This window comes from Nocardia sp. JCM 34519.1, assembly GCF_020361265.1.
GTDB lineage: Bacteria > Actinomycetota > Actinomycetes > Mycobacteriales > Mycobacteriaceae > Nocardia > Nocardia arthritidis_A.
Window position 1 is genome coordinate 260079 of sequence record NZ_JAIRBR010000004.1, and the last position, 17449, is coordinate 277527.

At 66.3% G+C, this 17449-nt stretch carries 13 protein-coding genes; 7 read left to right on the forward strand and 6 right to left on the reverse strand.

The window, feature by feature from the left end:
* Positions 1-188: 188 nt before the first annotated feature.
* The 5 genes from LGY53_RS13240 to LGY53_RS13260 are packed head-to-tail and all read left to right on the forward strand — an operon-like array spanning position 189 to position 6601.
* Positions 189-674, forward strand: a complete 486-nt coding sequence (locus LGY53_RS13240; RefSeq protein WP_225726977.1) for a YbaB/EbfC family nucleoid-associated protein — start codon at positions 189-191, stop codon at positions 672-674.
* 41 nt (positions 675-715) lie between these two features.
* Positions 716-1021 carry a hypothetical protein gene (locus LGY53_RS13245; protein WP_225726978.1) on the forward strand — a complete coding sequence of 102 codons (306 nt, stop codon included), beginning with the start codon at positions 716-718 and terminating at the stop codon, positions 1019-1021.
* Between the two features lie 42 nt (positions 1022-1063).
* Positions 1064-4744 carry a hypothetical protein gene (locus LGY53_RS13250; RefSeq protein WP_225726979.1) on the forward strand — a complete coding sequence of 1227 codons (3681 nt, stop codon included), beginning with the start codon at positions 1064-1066 and terminating at the stop codon, positions 4742-4744.
* On the forward strand, positions 4741-5223 hold the full coding sequence (locus LGY53_RS13255) for a YbaB/EbfC family nucleoid-associated protein (protein WP_225726980.1): 483 nt from the start codon (positions 4741-4743) through the stop codon (positions 5221-5223). The genes LGY53_RS13250 and LGY53_RS13255 overlap by 4 nt, the downstream gene beginning before the upstream one ends.
* Positions 5224-5266: 43 nt before the next feature.
* Complete coding sequence (locus LGY53_RS13260) at positions 5267-6601, forward strand: hypothetical protein (RefSeq protein ID WP_225726981.1); 1335 nt, start codon at positions 5267-5269, stop codon at positions 6599-6601.
* A gap of 36 nt (positions 6602-6637) precedes the next feature.
* On the opposite strand, the gene LGY53_RS13265 is transcribed toward LGY53_RS13260, so the two are convergent.
* The 6 genes from LGY53_RS13265 to LGY53_RS13290 form a co-directional block, all read right to left on the reverse strand.
* Complete coding sequence (locus tag LGY53_RS13265; RefSeq protein WP_225726982.1) at positions 6638-6994, reverse strand: hypothetical protein; 357 nt, start codon at positions 6992-6994, stop codon at positions 6638-6640.
* Between the two features lie 125 nt (positions 6995-7119).
* A complete protein-coding gene (locus LGY53_RS13270; RefSeq protein WP_225726983.1) occupies positions 7120-8346 on the reverse strand; it encodes a serine hydrolase domain-containing protein in 1227 nt (408 codons plus the stop codon).
* Between the two features lie 131 nt (positions 8347-8477).
* Entirely contained in the window at positions 8478-9371 is an 894-nt protein-coding gene (locus tag LGY53_RS13275; RefSeq protein WP_225726984.1) for a glycosyltransferase family 2 protein, read from the reverse strand.
* A 507-nt stretch (positions 9372-9878) separates the two neighbouring features.
* Entirely contained in the window at positions 9879-12506 is a 2628-nt protein-coding gene (locus LGY53_RS13280; RefSeq protein ID WP_225726985.1) for a polynucleotide kinase-phosphatase, read from the reverse strand.
* Positions 12503-14068 (reverse strand): 3' terminal RNA ribose 2'-O-methyltransferase Hen1, encoded by a 1566-nt coding sequence (locus tag LGY53_RS13285; RefSeq protein ID WP_225726986.1) that lies wholly within the window; start codon positions 14066-14068, stop codon positions 12503-12505. The genes LGY53_RS13280 and LGY53_RS13285 overlap by 4 nt, the downstream gene beginning before the upstream one ends.
* Positions 14069-14122: 54 nt before the next feature.
* Positions 14123-15025, reverse strand: coding sequence for a glycosyltransferase family 2 protein (locus tag LGY53_RS13290; RefSeq protein ID WP_225726987.1), 903 nt, complete (start codon positions 15023-15025; stop codon positions 14123-14125).
* Between the two features lie 267 nt (positions 15026-15292).
* On the opposite strand from LGY53_RS13290, the gene LGY53_RS13295 reads away from it, so the two are divergent.
* Together LGY53_RS13295 and tig are read left to right on the forward strand one after the other, a co-directional pair.
* A complete protein-coding gene (locus LGY53_RS13295) occupies positions 15293-15844 on the forward strand; it encodes an FKBP-type peptidyl-prolyl cis-trans isomerase (RefSeq protein WP_225726988.1) in 552 nt (183 codons plus the stop codon).
* A 171-nt stretch (positions 15845-16015) separates the two neighbouring features.
* On the forward strand, positions 16016-17392 hold the full coding sequence (gene tig / locus LGY53_RS13300; RefSeq protein WP_374111172.1) for a trigger factor: 1377 nt from the start codon (positions 16016-16018) through the stop codon (positions 17390-17392).
* The last annotated feature ends 57 nt before the right edge of the window (positions 17393-17449 follow it).

The window sequence follows — 17449 nt, forward strand, 5'->3', positions numbered from 1 at the left end:
GGATGGGGTTGGCTTTTGTGATGGGGCGATGAGGTGGCGATTATTTTTGGGTGATTGGTGAGTGACCTGGATTTTGGGGGGTGGGTGTTAGTTTTCCCTTCTACATCTCTTGTTCGTTTTCGGGACAACTTTGGTTCGAACGAATAGGGCAGGGATTGTCGCTCGCGGGCGCGGTGGAAGGAGGACCTATGGGTGACGGGGGTGGCTCGCCGCCGCTGACGAATGCGGACGTTCGGCGGCAGTGGGACGATATCGCCGGATTGGAGCGGCGGCGGGCGCTGCTTACCGCCACCGCGAGCGTTTGTGACAAGCGGATCACGGTGACGGTGAACGCTGAGGGTGTGTTGATCGAAACCCGCTTTGCTGACGACATCGGGGATCTGACCTACGACGAGATCGCGGCGGCGGTGCCGGAGGCGGTGCGCACGGCGGCGCGGGAAGTCACTCGGAAAAGCCGTGAACTCATGTGGGGCCTGCTGGAGCGTGACACCGAGACGCCGGTGGAATTCGAATTGGCCGATGCCGGTGGCGAACGGACGATGGTGACGCTGACGCCTACGTCGCGCGACCTGCCCGCGAGCCTGCGTGAGCCGGAACCGGATACGGATGGTGCGATGCCCGCCGCCACGCGGAACGGGACCGCCTATTCCGTTGTCCGAGAAGATGATTGGTGACCCGAACGGGCCGTTCGTGCCGATATGGTTGGAGGAATTCGATGTCGGGGAATCTCGAAGTCAATGTGCCGGCGCTGGCGAAAGCCGGTAAAAGAATGCTGGAGGTGAAGACCGGTTTCGCCGGTGTCGTCGAAAGGCTGGCAGCCGAAGTCGGGCATTACGGCCACGAGACCTGGGGTACGGACGACAGCGGACAGGAATTCGCCAAGAGCTACGTTCCCGAACGGGCGAGTCTGGTGCAGGGTGGCAAAGAGGTCGTGAAAACGCTGCACAGCAACGGCACCGGCATGGTGGACGCGGCGAAATCGCTGGACCGAACCGAGAACAGCAACGCCGGGAAATTCTAGCGGAAATCGATTCACCGGTGCTGTGCGGAGAGGTGGGCGGTCGTGTCCATTGAAATGCCTAAGGAACTCCAATGGCTGGCATGGGTGGCGGGTTCCCAGTGGCCGGATGGCGACGAGGACCGGATGTTCGCGCTTGCGGACGCATGGAATCGCGCCGCGACCGACATGCGGGCGCACACCGCCGATATAAGTGAGCTCCGGGGCGAGGTGACAGCCGCCTATCCGGCGGGGCGGGGTCGCGAGGCCGTGGATGAGCAGTTGCGCGCATTGCTCGGCGGCGACAGCTCGATAGATCAGCTGGCCGACTATTTCGTTGCCGTCCATACATCGATCAGGAACACCGGCACGGGAATTGAGCAAACCAAACTTCTGATCCTGGTGTCGCTCGCGATGCTGGCCATCGAAATAATGGAGGCCTGGCTCTTTCCGCCGACCGCACCTGGGCAGGAGGCCGCGGCCATCGGTGCGACACGCGCATTCGTACAGCGGGTCGGCAGGCGGCTGCTCGAAGCCATCGAATCGCTGAAGTGGAGCCGCGTTACGATCGGAAAATTCCTTCGATACGTGGACGGTAACGTATTCGCGCTCGCAGCAAAGCTGAGCGAGACGGCCGGCAAATACGTCGGGAAGGTCGTCGGCAAGGCCACACCCAGCCTGGTTCGTTCCCTGGAGAGCAAGGTCGGAGCCAAATGGGCGCTGCGGATCGGAGGTGCCCCGGCCGAATTCGCGGAGTTCGCGGTCAAAAAGGGCCTGAATATGATGATCTGGGGCGCGGTCCAGGACGGCTTGGTCCAGCAGATACAGATTTGGCGGGGGCATCGCGACGGATTCGAGGGGCGCGAAATGGGGTTGACGTTGGCGGCCTCGATCGCCGGTCCGTTCGCGGGCCATCTGCCCGGCGTATGGTCCCAGAAAATCGTCGGAAAACTCTTCACCAAAGGAGGGTTCGACCCGACTCGCGGTTGGGCCGGCTCGGTAACCGGTGTTGTTTCCGCCCAGTTCACTAATAATTTCAGCAACCTCGCGGGCTCCGGCGTGGTCGCGCTGATGAACGGTACGCCCTATAAACCGTATGGCGACGGATGGGCGGGTTTCGTCGGCGCGGTAGGCAGCGGGACGATAACCGGTATCCAGCGTGGTTATATCGGATCCCGCGGCGCTCTGCCCGGCACCCATGAAGAATTCAAAGCTGCCTATGACCGGCCGCTTGCCGAGAATAACGGCTTGCAGACATCGCACCAGCCGGAGCATGCGCCGCAACAGGTCCAGCCCTCCACATCGCAGATTCAACACACGCAGCCGCAGAGCGAGCACGCCGCGCCACAAAGTCAGCATTCGACGGAACACGCACCGTCCGTTGCCGGGTCGGACCAACAGCCGAAGTCGTTCGCCGACGCGCGCAAGGAAATGATTCAGCAACATGAGAAGGAACTCAACGGCACCGTTCTCGACACCGTCCGGAAAACGTACTATCAAGAGCATCTGAAAAAGTTGTTCACCAAGGAGCTGTATACGCGCAACCCGCTCGTCGACCGAGCGGGCCCGCAGGTATCGCATGCTCCGGGTTCGGCGGAAGCCACGGTTCTGCGGCAGCGCACGGAGCTGCACGAACTCACGCAGAAGCATTTGAACGAGAAAACGACTGCGCTCGAGCAGGCGAAGCAAAACGGTGGAGCTGCTCGCGCGGGCACGGCGGCTTCGACCGCACCGCAGAATTCACGTTCAACGGTTGAGGCCGGCCGAACCGAGCAGGTCGTACCGCAACGGAGCAACTCGACGGGGCAGCAGCATCAGCAGGTGCAGTCGACAGAGCATGGCCAGCAGGATCAGCGGAGCCAGCAATACCAGCCGACCGATCAGATTCAGCATCAACAGCCGCAGCAGAACGAGCAGATCCGATCGCAACACCCCGGCGGTTCGAACGATGATATCCAGTTACATCCGATCAGCGATGAGGCCAGCGCACGAAATAGAAACGCTCGGCCCGTGGATAACGAACTGCCGCAGCAACAGCATCAGTCGGCCGACCTGACATCCGCCGAGGCGAAGGTGCGGACCCGAATCGAAAAACTCCAGAATCAAGTCGACCATGCGCATAACGAGGTGAATGGCCTCTACGATCCCAAACGTACGTCGGTCGAGAGGCTCGCCGAAGAACGCCTTGCCAAGGAAACCACAGTAGAACAGGCGCAGCGCGCGCATGACGAAACCGCCAAGTCGATCAAAGACAAAGAGACGGCGCTGAAGACGGCGGATGGTGAGCAGCGCACCACGCTGAAGAATGAGATCAAAGATCTGAAGGAAACTTTGCGAGGGCAGGAGAGCGCGCTCGATAAAGCAAAGGCCGAGCTCAAACTTCACGATATCAAACTTGCCGACGAACACGCGGGACTGAAAAAGACGGTGGCCGCCCAGGACAAAGCCAGGAAGGAAATCGAGGATGCCCAGGCCGAGTTGACGTCGGCCGAGCGCGACGCGCGAGAAAAGCACGAGGCGGAGGTGTCGCGATTAGGGAGTGAGTTGGAGTCGGCTCAGCGGACGCAGGGGGATCATGTGCGGACTGTGTCGCGGTTGCAGGGTGAATTGGAGTCGGCCCGGACGACGCAGGGGGATCATGCACAGACCGTGTCGCGGCTGGAGGGTGAGTTGGAGTCGGCCCGGACGACGCAGGGGGATCATGTGCGGACTGTGTCGCGGTTGCAGGGTGAGTTGGAGTCGGCCCGGACGACGCAGGGAGATCATGACCGGACTGTGTCGCGGCTGGAGGGGGAACTGGAGTCGGCCCGGACCAATCAGCAGCAGCATCAGCAAACCCTGAGGCGCGAGTGGGAGAAATTGCTAACCGACGAGCAGACCCATCAGGAAGAGATGTCCAAGCATCAGGGCGATCCGACCGACGGTCAGAAAGCGAGTCAAGACCAACTGAAGGACCGACGGAGAACGCTCGAAGAAAAGAACGCGCGACAGACAGAACTGCAAAACGAGGTGTCGCGGTTGGAGGGTGAGTTGGAGTCGGCCCGGACGACGCAGGGGGATCATGCACAGACCGTGTCGCGGTTGCAGGGTGAGTTGGAGTCGGCGCAGACAGCGCAGCAGGAGCATGTGCGGACTGTGTCGCGGTTGGAGGGTGAGTTGGAGTCGGCGCAGACAGCGCAGCAGGAGCATGTGCGGACTGTGTCGCGGTTGCAGGGTGAGTTGGAGTCGGCCCAGCGGACGCAGCAGGAACATGCGCAGACCGTGGCGCGCGTGCAGGGTCGATTGGAGACCGCCCAGACCGCTCAGCAGGACCATCAGCGCACCGTGACGCGACTGCGGGACCAGATCGAACACCTCAACCAGACCCGAACCACCATCGAAAACGACATCCGAACCCTCCGCCAACGAGTCACCGATCTCACGAACGAGTTCGACCGCCAGCTGGCCGCGTCCGGCATAACGGAGGCCAAGGCGCGGGCCGAACTCGAGGCGTTCGTCAAAGACATGCGATACGAACGGGAACTCATCGGCGGCACCTCCACCAGCGGTCGAGTGCGGGCCAAAAAGCTGTTGCTGCACAACGTGATACCGAACCTCTTCAACGGACAAGCGCCGCTGCCCGACGACTTCTGGATCAATCCCGACAAGTACGTGGACCTACTGGCCCAGCCCGCGAAGCTGGCGCTGGTGGGACCGGAGATGTCGATTGCCGCCAGCCACCGATCCGACACGGAGACCGCGAGTTGAGCAACGAATTCCTGAAACATGAACTGGCGACGGTGTTGGACGGTCTCCAACAGCAGATGCGCGATATCGCCGAGGTGAGCAGGCGGCGCGGCGAACTCACCGCGACCGCTTCGGTGCAGCAGCGGCGGGTGACGGCGACGGTGGATGCCGACGGGATTCTGACGAAACTCGAATTCGCGGACGATATCGACGATCTCACCTATGACGAGATCGCCGCGGCGATCACCGAGGCGGTGCGCGCCGCCGCGACCGACGCCGCTCGAATGGGTGTCGAACTGGTGCGACCCTTGCGTGAGCGTCGCGCGCACTGGCCGAAGTTGTCGGATCTGCTCGAAGGGGCGCTGGATCTGCCGGAGCATGTGCCGGGTGAGTCGCGGGCGCCGATCAGCCCGCCGAATGCGGATGAGCGTATGGCAGCGACCGAGCGCTCGGATGTCGGCTCGGCGCAAGGCCGTTCGATGGTGGCGGATCTCGACTGATGGTCGCGGTCCATGACGAAGAACCGAAGGGAGTACGGCGCCTGTGCTGAACGATATCGCCGACGCCGCATCGGGCAGGGCTGGTTCGGCATCCGACACGGGGGAAGCGGATCCCGTTGTCACCGAGACTCTTCCGGATATCGCGTTCACGCTTTCCGATGGCGGCCCACTTGGTGACGAGCCGGAACAGTCTGTCGCGCGGGACTATCCGACCAGTACCGAGTCCGATGCGGTCCATCCGGAACAGGCACCGAATGCGGAAGAGCCCGACGATCATGTCGATATCGCCGGTGCCACCTCTGTTCTCGCACGTAGGTTGATGGAATCCTTCCTACTGGAAGCGCCCACCGGGTGGCGCAGGCTGGAGGCCGTATTCTCGGTCGCCGCAACGGTCTCCATCGCGGAAGCGGGATTCTTCGACGGGGACGGCCACCTCTCCCGAGTCGATGCCACGCCCGAAACGCTCGAGTACGTTCACGAGCTGCGCGCACTGACAAGTGTGGTCGCGGGGCGACCGTGGTGGCGAATTGTGCTGTGGCTCAGCGACTCCGGCGAGCTCGACTACGAGTTCGACTACGGTGATCGGCCGTTTCCGGCCGACCACCTGCTGCCGCCCGAAGCATATGAGGCCGATCTGACGGTTTACCCGCGCGATGGGCTGCCGGTATGGCTGGCCGCTTATATGCGGCACAACGACAGACAGCTGCGTACCCCGGAGCGGACCCAGGATCGGGTTCGGGCCGATCGGGCGGCCGGTATCACCCCGGACCTCCTGCGATTTCCATCGCTCGACCTGGTGTGGGCGCGATGGGCGGTGGTGGCGGCCGCGGCGGTGGCGACCGGATCCGATTGGGGACCAAGGATTTTCCCGTCCGCCGGTCGGTTCGAGAGCGTCGGCGGTAGCGGATCGACGCTGCAACTGCTGCCGGGGCGCCGGGCGGTGCTTTCGGGCGGGATCTGGGATGACCCGTCGCTGGACGCCGCGTACAACGCGGGGGCGCCGCTGCCGGATTACTTTGCCGGCGCGCCGGATTGGCTCGCCGTGCCGGTGCTGAACCCACGCGTCGGCGGCGGGCTGCTGTCGTTCTGCTACTGGTGGGACGGCGACGGCTGGTATCGGGGCGAGTCGCCCGATCCGGATCGGATCGGCGACGCGATTCCCGGATTGTGGACCGTAGAAACGGTTGTCGATGTCGTGTGCCGGGTAATGGACGAGTCGGTGCCCGCGACTGCGGTCGCGGATCTGGTCCGAGCCGCGGAATCAGCCGAGGTCGATCGCGATATCGCGGGTGCGGCGCTGCGGCCGACGGAGGAAAGCACCTTCGCGGACGCCTATCACCAACTCGCGCTCGCGGGCGTGACGGTGCGCGATCGCTGACTTATGCGGATGACCCGAGCCGAGGCGGTAACCGGCTCAGGCGCAATGCAATTGGAACGGTGCGACCGCGGGCGCACCCGCGCGGACGTCGACCTGGACATAGGCCATGCTGGCGAGCGTGCAACCGGACGGCACCGAGGTGACCTCCGCCTGATAGCAGTTCGGCGCGAAATCGTGCGCCGCGGTTCCGTCCGCACCGGTGGTGAGGGTCGCGAGCACCGAGCCCGCGGCGCAGGTGGTGACCCCGACGCTCAAACCGCTGACCGGGATCTGGTCGGAGCCCGTGGTGGCCTGCACTTTCAGCGTGCCCTGGGCCGGATCCGCGCCCGCCACCGGGGCGGCCGCCAATGCCATTGCGCCGAGTACGGATGTGACGATCAGCGTGCTGCGCACCGAATCTCCTTCTGCCTGACGAATTTCGGCCGTACCGGTCCGCCGTGGCCGAAACGGACCGGATGTCCTGCGCCAATATATGCGCTGAACACCGCCGGCGGTCGGACCCGGCACCGCGCGACCCATCAGGCGGTCAACTGCCGCTCGGTATCCGCGGCACCCGGCTCCTCGCCGTTGGCCGCGCGAACCGCACGTTCGGCGAGTGCCGCGAGCGTCGGCAGCCGCGCATCGCCGAGCGACATCACGACATTGCCGAGATGATTGGTGACGAAGGCGACCGAAAGACCGAGACTCGGATTGGCGATGGCGCCGGATCCGCCGATGCCGAAGTGGCCGAACGCCTGTCGGGTGAGCCGGGTGCCGACGATGGCGCGGTGGTAGCCGAGCGCGAAATGCGGTGGCGCACCGAGCACATAGTCGAAGCGGCTGTTCGGCGGCATTTGCGCGATCAGCCGGGCGGTCTCCGGCCGTAGCAGGCGGCCGCGGCCGGTCATACCGTCGTTGGCGATCGCGCCGTACATGGCGGCCAGTGCGCGGGCGGTGAAGACGCCGTTCCATGCGGGCATCATGGCGTCGTACGGTCTGGGGCCCAGCGTCATATCGGCCCATCCGTCGTACACGGCGCTGCGCGCGGAGCGCAGTCCGCCGACGCGGGCCGCGGGCGCGGTGAGCGTATCGAACGGAATGCCCGCCACCCGCAGCCGCGGTGCGAGCCGCGCCAGCCGGTGCCGGTGGCCGCGCGGCACCCCGAACCAGAAATCCTTCTCGCCCAACGGTTCCGCGAGCTCGCCGCGGACCAGGTCGGGGAAGTCGAGCCCGGTGGCCCGCCCGGCGATCTCGGCGATCAGGGTGCCGAAGGTCAGGCCGTGATAGCCGGATGCGCGCAGCCGCAACGGATCCGGCGCGGCGGCGGCCAGTGCCGCGGCCACCGCGTCGTGGTCGAGTGCCAGCTCCGGCGGCACCAGATCGCGGATGCGCTGCAATCCGGCCCGGTGGTCGAGTACCTGACGAATCGTGATGTCGCCCTTGCCGTTCGCGGCGAACTCCGGCCAATAGGCGGCGACCGGCGCGGCCAGCTCGAGCACTCCGCATTCGATCAGGCGGTGCGCGACGGTCGCCGCGACGCCCTTGCCGGTGGAGTAGGACAGCGCCATGGTGTCGGCCCGCCAGCGCCGCCGCGGGTCGGCCCAGCCCGCCCAGATATCGAGGACCGGTACGCCGTGCAGGTAAATGGCAAGTGCGCCACCGCCTTTGGTCCGCCGCCGGAAGATCGAGAAGAATTTGGCGGCGACGGCGGTGAAGCGATCGTCGACGACCATCGATCGCTCGGCACCATCCGAATCAACAGGCATGGTCGGACTCCCTTGTCAGAACGCCGGGCAACCCACCGCACGCAATTGCAAGCGGCTTGCAACCGATCCGACTGTAACGGGTTCCGATCCGCGACGGCAATGGCCGCACGCGCCGATCAGAGGTACGGCGATCAGCCGTAGAAGACGCCGTGGCGCAGGCTGGTGCGCAGCCGGCCGTAGAAGACTCCGGCGTGCAGCGTCCACAGCCCACGCGGTAACCGGTTGCGCACCAGCGGAATGAACGGGTTGTGCAGCACCGTGATGGCGAGCGAGGTGAGCGTCGCATGCCACGGCAGCCGGGGCGCGCCGAGCGGCCGGTGCTTGACGTACACCTCGGCCGCGCCGCGCCCGTAGTTGACGGACTGGCGCCAGACCTCGCGATATGTGGTGCGCAGCCGATAGGCGATCAGGGCGTCCGGCGCGTGGCCGAGGGTCATGCCCGCCTGCTGGATCCGCCACGCGATATCGACGTCTTCGCCGGTGTGCGTGAGGTTTTCGTCGTAGCCGCCGATCTGTTCGAAGGCGCTGCGCCAGAACCCGACGTTATTGCCCTGCGCGAAGGGCAGGTAGTGCGTGTCCCAGCGCGCCTCCGGCGGCGGTACCGGGCGCCAGCTCGCCACCTCGGGATCGTTGAGCGAGGTCACCTCGTTGGCGCCGCTGACACAGTCGTGATCGGCGGCGGCGCGCACCAGTGCGCTGAGCCAGCCGGGGTACACCCGGTCGTCGTGGTCGGCGAAGGCGAGGAAGTCGCCCTTCGCGACGGCGGCACCGTTGTTGCGCGCGTAGGAGATGCCCGGTTTGGCGGAGCTGTCCACGTAGCGCAACGCGAGGCGCCGGCCGAGCGGATGCTCGTCGATATGTGCGCGCAGGCCGTCGGTGGAACCGTTGTCGCTGATGACCACCTCGAACGGGTCCGGGTAATCCTGTGCGGCGAGCGCGGTCAGCTGCTCATCCAGCAGCGGGAGGCCGTTGAAAACGGCGATCACTACCGATACGAATTCTGGCTGCTTTCGGGCATGCGTCATCGCCGATTCTCCCTTTTGGCGGAACTTAAATAAGTTAATGAAAATTTCAGATGAACCATTCGAATGGAAGACTCATCTGAAAGACTCATGAGTAAGACTCGGCGAACCAGGTTCGGATCTAGTGAGGTTGATCCGATGCCGATGTGGTGGGGTTTCGCCGCTATACGCGTCCGACCAGGCACTTCGGCTGCGCTGGCGGCAGCCGTCCCGTGCCTGTGTTATCGGAGATGATTTTCGAAAGCGAATCGAATGCTCGCGGAACTATTCTGCCGGATCACTCGGATCGGCAGAACGCCGCGCGCGGACAACGGCGCTCTCCCCTCGGTTCGGAATGGAACTTGAACAAGACAAACGGACATCACCTCAATTCAGCGGATGACTCCGTACAAGCATGAACAATTACCAGTACTGGGAAGTGCCGTCAAACCCTGAATTATCCGGGCTCGGGTATCACGGTGCGATAACGTGAGCGTGCGCCACCGGCGGACGAATCGGTTGTGCCGATCGTCACAACCTGGGGTCGACCGGTTCCGACTCCAGGGCAAGCACCGCGAAAACCGCCTCGTGCACCCGCCACAGCGGTTCACCCGCGACGAACCGGTCGAGCGCCTCCAGCCCGAGTGCGTACTCGCGCAACGCCATCGAGCGCTTGCGGCCGAGGCCGCGGGTGCGCAGGCGGCGCAAATTGTCCTCGCGCAGGTACTCCGGGCCGTAGATGATCCGGAGATACTCCGGCCCACGGCATTTGACGCCGGGCTGGACGAGGCGTCCCTCGGCCGTCGACAGTGCCGAACCGGCGCCGCCCATCGGCTTGACCACCATGCCCTCGCCGCCCGCCGCGGTCAGTTCGGTCCACCATGCGGTGGCGGCGGCCTCGCTGTCCGGATCGGCCAGATCCACCAGCACCCGCCTGGTCGGCGCGCACAGTTCCGGATCGGCCGCGACCAGCCGGTCGATCAGCGTCAGATGCCAATCGTGGTCGCGCACCGCGTAATTCACGCCCTCGGCGGCCAAGATCTGGAACGGCGCGACGCGCAGCCCGGACAATCCGTCCACCGGCCAGCAGTAACGCCCGTACGCGCTGGTGAACGCGTGCGCGTCCGCCTCACGCGCCGCAGTGCGCGCCGCCAATTCGGCGACGTCGAGCCCGCGCGCCGCGGCCCCGGCGAGCACCGCGCTCGCGCCGCCGAGCGACGCGCGGGCGGCCGCGCCCACCGCCGCGTACTGATCGCGAAGCAGCCCAACCGCCTTCGCCGACCACGGCATGAGTTCGGCGTCCAGCAGCAACCATTCGGTGGCCAGCTCGTCGAACAGGCCCGCGGATTCGGCGGCGGCGCGCACCCGGGCCAGCAGCGCCTCGGTCTGCGCGGCATCGTCGAAAAACGGGCGGCCCGTTCGGGTGTAGACCACACCGGTCGCGCCGTCGGTCACCCCGAACCGGGTCCGCGCCGCCCGCGCCGAACGCGCCACCACCACGACCGCGCGCGAGCCCATATGCTTCTCCTCGCACACCACCCGCGCGACGCCCTCGGCCCGGTAGTAGCCGAACGCCTCCGCGGGATGTTCGAGCAGACCATCGCGCGGCGAGGTGGCGCACGGGGCCATGGTCGGCGGCAGATACACCAGCCAGCGCGGGTCGATCGCGAAGCGGCTCATCACCTCCAGCGCCGCGCTCGCGTTCTCCTCTTGCACGCCGATGCGGCCGTGGTGCCGGGTCTGCACCACCCGCCGTCCGATCACATCGTCGAGGTCGAGCACGCCGCGCTCGCGATGGACCACACCCCCTGCGGTAGCGGCAGTAACCGCGGACGCCGCATCGAATACGGTTGTCGCCCGCAGCGGGCGCACCGGTTCGTACCAGACCTCTTCCGCCGCAACCGAAACCGGCTCCCGCTCCGGATAGCGCAGCGCGGAGAGCCGCCCGCCGAACACCGCGCCGGTGTCCAGGCACATCGTGTTGTTCACCCACTGCAGTTCGGTGACCGGTGTGTGGCCGTAGAGCACCGTCGCCCGGCCGCGATAGTCGTCGGCCCACGGATAGCGCACCGGCAGGCCGAATTCATCGGTCTCCCCGGTGGATTCGCCGTACATCGCGAACGAGCGCACCCGGCCGGACGCCCGGCCGTGATACTCCTCTTTCAGCCCGGCGTGCGCGACGACCAACTTGCCGCCGTCCAGCACATAGTGGCTCACCAGCCCGCGGCAGAACTCGTGCGCCGCCTTGCGGAAGTCCTCGTCCTCGGCTTCCAACTGCGCCAGCGATTCGGCCAAGCCGTGCGCGACCTTCACCTGTCGGCCGTCGAGCGCCCGCACCAGCTTGTGTTCGTGATTCCCGGTGACGCACAACGCCGTTCCGGCCGCCACCATACCCATCACCAGCCGCAGCACACCCGGTGTGTCCGGGCCGCGGTCCACCAGATCGCCGAGGAAGACGGCGGTGCGCCCGTCCGGATGCGCGGCGCCGACGGCCCGGCCGGACTCGTCGCGCCGCAGCTGGTAGCCGAGTTCGCCGAGCAGCGTTTCCAATTCGGCGCGGCAGCCGTGCACGTCGCCGATCACGTCGAACGGCCCGGTGAGTTCGCGACGGTCGTTCCACGACTTCTCGTAAGTGATGGTGGCGGAATCGATCTCGGCGACACCGCGCAGCACGTACACCTTGCGGAAGCCCTCGCGCTCCAAACCGCGCAGCCCGCGCCGCAATTCGCGCTGCTGCCGCAGCACCACGTGCCGGTCCAGATCCTTCCGGTCCGGCCGGGTCGAATTGCGTTCCAGACAGACCGAATCCGGTACGTCGAGCACGATGGCCACCGGCAGCACATCGTGCGCTCGGGCCACCTGGATCAGCTCCTGCCGCGATCTCGGCTGCACATTGGTCGCGTCGACCACCGTGCGCAGCCCGCGCCGCAGCCGCACCCCCGTGATGTGGTGCAGCAGCGCGAACGCATCCGGTGTCGCGGTCTGGTCGTTCTCGTCGTCGCTGACGATGCCGCGGCAGGCATCGGAGGAAACCACCGAGGTCGCGCGGAAGTGCTTGCGCGCGAACGTCGATTTGCCGGAACCGGTGCTGCCGACGAGCACGACGAGGGACAGTTCCGGGATAGTCAGCTCACGCCCAACGCTTGGCAATGCAATCATTTCTCGGTCCCCTCCTCGGCAGCGGTCTTGGCGAATATCGCCATCTGGGTCGGCGGGCCGAGTTCGGCATCGACCGGCCCGATCGGCTCGTGCCGGACGGTATACCCGTGCGCCGCCGCCACCTGCTCGGCCCAGGCCGCGAATTCGGTTCTGCTCCACTCGAATCGGTGGTCGTGGTGGCGGAACTCGCCCGCGGGCAGCGACTCGAACCGCGCGTTGTGCTCCGCGTTCGGCGTGGTCACCAGCACCGATCGCGGTGCGGCCGCGCCGAATACGGCATATTCGAGGGCCCGCAGCCGGGGCGGGTCGACGTGCTCGATCACCTCCATCAGCACCGCCGCGTCATAGCCGCGCAGCCGCGCGTCGGTGTAGGTGAGCGCGCCCTGCCACAGCGTCAGCCTGGCCCGCATCCGCTCCGGCATCCGGTCGAGGCGCAGCCTGCGCTTGGCGATATTGAGCGCACGCATCGAGACATCGACGCCGACAATCTCGGTGAAGGTCTTGTCGGCCAACAGATCCCGCAGCAGCGCACCCTCGCCGCAGCCGAGATCCAGCACCCGGTGCGCGCCCGCCTCGTGCAGTGCCCGCAGCACGGCGGCACGGCGGGTCACCGCGAGAGATACCGCGCGATCGCCGTTTCCGGCATGGGCCGAATGATCCGCCTCGGCATGCTCGGGCCCGGTGCGGTCGGCGAGGGTATCGGAGGTGGTCGCCGTGGACGCGCCATCGCCGACGTTGGCATCGGAACCCGTTGCCGCCGTATCGCTTTCCTCGACCACCTCGACCGCGCCGAGTTCCTCCGGCTCGACCTCGTCCACCTCGGCCAGCCGGGCCAGCGCGGTGCGCACCAGCGACTGCCGCCGCGCCAGGTACCGCCGAGTGATCCAGGCGCGCTCCGGATGTTCGCCGAGCCAGCCCGAACCCGCGCGGATGAGCTTGTCCACCTCGTCGGCGGCCAGCCAGTAATGTTTGGCGCCGTCCAGCACCGGCAGCAGGACATAGAGGTGCGACAGCGCCTCGGCCAGCCGCAGTGTGCCGGTGAGCTCCAGCCGCAGGTGATGTGAGGCGCCCCATTCCGGGAATGCCGGATCCAGCGGCAGCGCAGTGGAATTCACCTGCCAGCCCAACGGGGCGAACATCCGCGCCGCCACCTCCGGGCCGCCCTTGCACGGCACCGCCGGCAGTTCGATCCGCAGCGGCAGCGGTTCGCCGACCAGGTCCGGCCGCTGGGTGCAGCGCCCGTGCAGCGCCGTGCGGAACACCGACCCGATCGCCACCGACAGCAGCGACGACGCCGCGTACGGCCGGTCGTTGACGTACTGTCCGAGGCTGAAATCCGGTGTGTTGCGGGCTCTTCCGCGCACCAGGCGGATCGGGTCGACCTCGAGCAGCAGCGCCGCGGTGCAGCGCGCCGCGGTGGCCTCCGGATAGACGACGTGCGCGGTGCCGTACGACTGCTCGAACGCCTGCACCCGGTTCGGATTCTTGTGCAGCAAGAACCCGAGGTCGGTCGCCGGCCAGGCGGCGCCCTCCGGTGGTGTGCAGGTGATGGTCAGCAGCATGGTGCGATCGTCGCCCAGCGACCGACCGGTCGCAAGGAAGTATTTATGGCGGCATTACCCGTAGAAGGTGTGGTAGCGCAGGTTTGCTCGCATCCGCCCGACGAATACGCCGGCGTGCAGTACCCACAATCCGCGTGGTAATCGCCTGCGGGTCAATCGGATATACGGATTGTGCAATACCGTGATGGCCACCGATTGCAGTGTCGCGCGCAGCGGCAGCCGCGGGCAGCCGTTCGGTCGGTGCTTGACGTAGACCTGTACCGCGCCGTACCCGTAGTTCACCGACTGCCGCCATTCCTCGCGGTAATCCGCGCGCAGCCGATAGGCGACGAGTGCGTCCGGCGCATGCCCGAACCGCAGCCCGGCCTGCTGTAGCCGCCAGGAGATGTCGACGTCGTCACCGGCGATGATCAGGTCCTCGTCGTAGCCGCCGATCTGCTCGAAGGCGGTGCGCCAGTACGCGGTGTTGTTGCCGTTCGCGTAGGGCAGCCAGTGGGTCGGGAAGCCGTCCGCGGGTGCGGGCAGCGGGCGGGATGCCGCGATCTCCGGGGTGTTGAGGGTATCCACCTCCAGCGCACCGCTCACCGCGTCGTAGTCGGCCGCGGTCCGGGCCAGCGCGCTCAACCAGCCGGGATGCACCCGGTCGTCCTGGTCGACGAAGGCGAGGAAATCGCCGAGGGCCAGCCGCGCGGCGTTGTTGCGCGCGAACGGTGCGCCCCGCTTCGCCGAACTGTCCACGTAGCGCAGCCGCAGGCGCGCGGTCAGCGGATGACCCGAAAGATGTTCGCGCAGACCGTCCTCGGAGCCGTTGTCGCTGACGAGCACCTCGTACGGGCCGCGATAGTCCTGTGCGGCCAGGGCCGACAACTGCTCGTCCAGATACGGCAGCCCGTTGTAGACGGGAATGATGACGGAGACGAACTCGGGATGGCGCGGCGCATGTGAATCGGTAACCATTTCGGCTTCCTCGGAAACGGTGTGGTTGTCCCTGCTACCTGGATATTCGTTAGAGTCGTCGGAAAAGGAACACCCTATTCGGTTCTTTTCGAAATGTGTTGCCGGATAACCCTCTTCGCGTTTGCTGTACCCGCATTTCGGAATTCCACCGGATGCCGGGAACGGCTCGACGAATGGAAATGACCGCTCGGTACGGGATTGATCGCGGCAGGTGGTGCGGGGCGGTTGCCGAGGCGGCGACCACGCGCGTGGTCTAGGTTCGGCCGCATGCAAACACTCGCCAGGTTCATCGGGATCGGCGCCGCCGTGGCCGCGCTGACGCTGACCGCATGCGGTTCGAGCGACAGCAAGTCGGACGCGCCGTCCTCGGCGAAGCCGACCGCCGCCGCGCAGGTGCAGAGCAAAGGCCGGGCCTGCACGGCCGAGGATATCGGCGTCACCGGCGATTTCGGCGCCGCGCCGAAGATCACCATCCCGGACAATTGCGATCCGCCGAAGCAGCTGATCACCAAGGATCTGGTCCAGGGCAGCGGTCCCGCCGCGGCGCCGGGCCAGCCGCTGACCATGAACTACGCGCTGGTCACCTGGTCGGACAAGAAGAAGCTGGACAGCTCCTTCGACCGGGGCAAGCCGTTCCAGCTCACCCTGGGCGCGGGCATGGTCATTCCCGGCTGGGACCAGGGGCTGGTCGGCGTGCAGCAGGGCGCGCGCAGGCTGCTGATCATCCCGCCGGAGCTCGGCTACGGCAGCGGTGGCCACGGCATCAAGCCGAACGAGACGCTGGTCTTCGTGACCGACGCCGTCGCGGTCGGTAAGTGACGCCGGTATAGGGCTGACCGCCTGCAAGGGCTCGCGGCCGGTCGACTAACCTGGAGCGGATGCGTACGCCGCATCCCTCATCCCCCGGCAGTTGCCGGAACGCGAGGAAAGAGTCCTGATGATGAGGGTTTGCGCCCCAACCGTAACGAACGACGAACAAGGAGCATGTCCGTGAAGAGCACCGTCGAGCAGCTGAGCCCGACCCGGGTCCGGATCAATGTCGAGGTGCCCTTCGAGGAGCTCAAGCCGGACTTCGACCGCGCGTACAAGGCACTGGCCAAGCAGGTCCGTATCCCCGGTTTCCGTCCGGGCAAGGCCCCGGCCAAGCTGCTCGAGGCCCGCCTCGGCCGCGGCGCGATCCTGGAGCAGGTCGTCAACGATGTGCTGCCCGGCCGCTACAGCGAGGCCGTCACCACCTCCGAGGTGAAGGTCATCGGCCAGCCCGAGATCGAGATCACCAAGATCGAGGACGGCCAGGAGCTGGCCTTCACCGCCGAGGTCGACGTGCGCCCGGAGATCGCGCTGCCGGACTACACCGGTATCGAGGTCACCGTCGACGCGTTCACCGTCGAGGATTCCGATATCGAGGAGCAGCTGCAGTCGCTGCGGCAGCGCTTCGGCACCCTCACCGGCGTCGAGCGCCCGGTGCAGGACGGCGATTTCGTCTCCATCGATCTCTCGGCCACGGTCGACGGCGAGGAGGTGGCCGATGCCTCCACCACCGGCCTGTCACACGAGGTCGGTTCCGGCCAGCTGATCGAGGGCCTGGACGAGGCGCTGATCGGTCTGTCGGCCGGTGAGTCCAAGGAGTTCACCTCCAAGCTGGTCGCGGGCGAGCACGCTGATAAGGACGCCGTCATCACCGTCAAGGTGCAGTCCGTCAAGGAGCGCGAGCTGCCCGAGGCCGATGACGAATTCGCCCAGCTGGCTTCGGAATTCGACACCCTCGACGAGCTGAAGGAAGACCTGAAGACCCGCGTCGAGCGGGTCAAGAAGGTGCAGCAGGTCGGCGAGATCCGGGACAAGGTGCTGGAGGCCCTGCTGGAGCAGGTCGAGGTGCCGCTGCCGGAGAAGGTCGTGCAGGCCGAGATCGACGCCGTGCTGCACGACGCGGTGCACGGCTTCGACCACGACGAGGCCAAGCTGGCCGAGGCGCTGGAGGCGCAGGGCTCCAGCCGCGAGGAGTTCGACAAGGACACCAAGGAGGCCGCCGAGAAGTCGGTGAAGACCCAGCTGCTGCTGGACGCCATCGCCGAGGCCGACCAGGTTCAGGTCGGCCAGGAGGAGCTCACCGAGCGGATCCTGTTCCAGTCGCAGCGCTACGGCCTGTCCCCGGAGCAGTTCATCCAGCAGGTGCAGCAGGCGGGTCAGCTCGGCGCGGTATTCGCCGACGTGCGGCGCGGTAAGGCGCTCGCGGGCGTCGTCGGCAAGGTGAAGGTGACCGATTCCGCGGGCAACACCGTGGACACCGCCGAAATGTTCGGCGCGCCTGCGGATTCCGAGGCCGAGGGCGAGGCGGCCGAGACCGCGGCGGCGAGCGCGGAATAAGTTCGATGGATAACCGGCGCTACCGGCGGGTTTTTCCCGAGTCGATTGCGCTGTAAG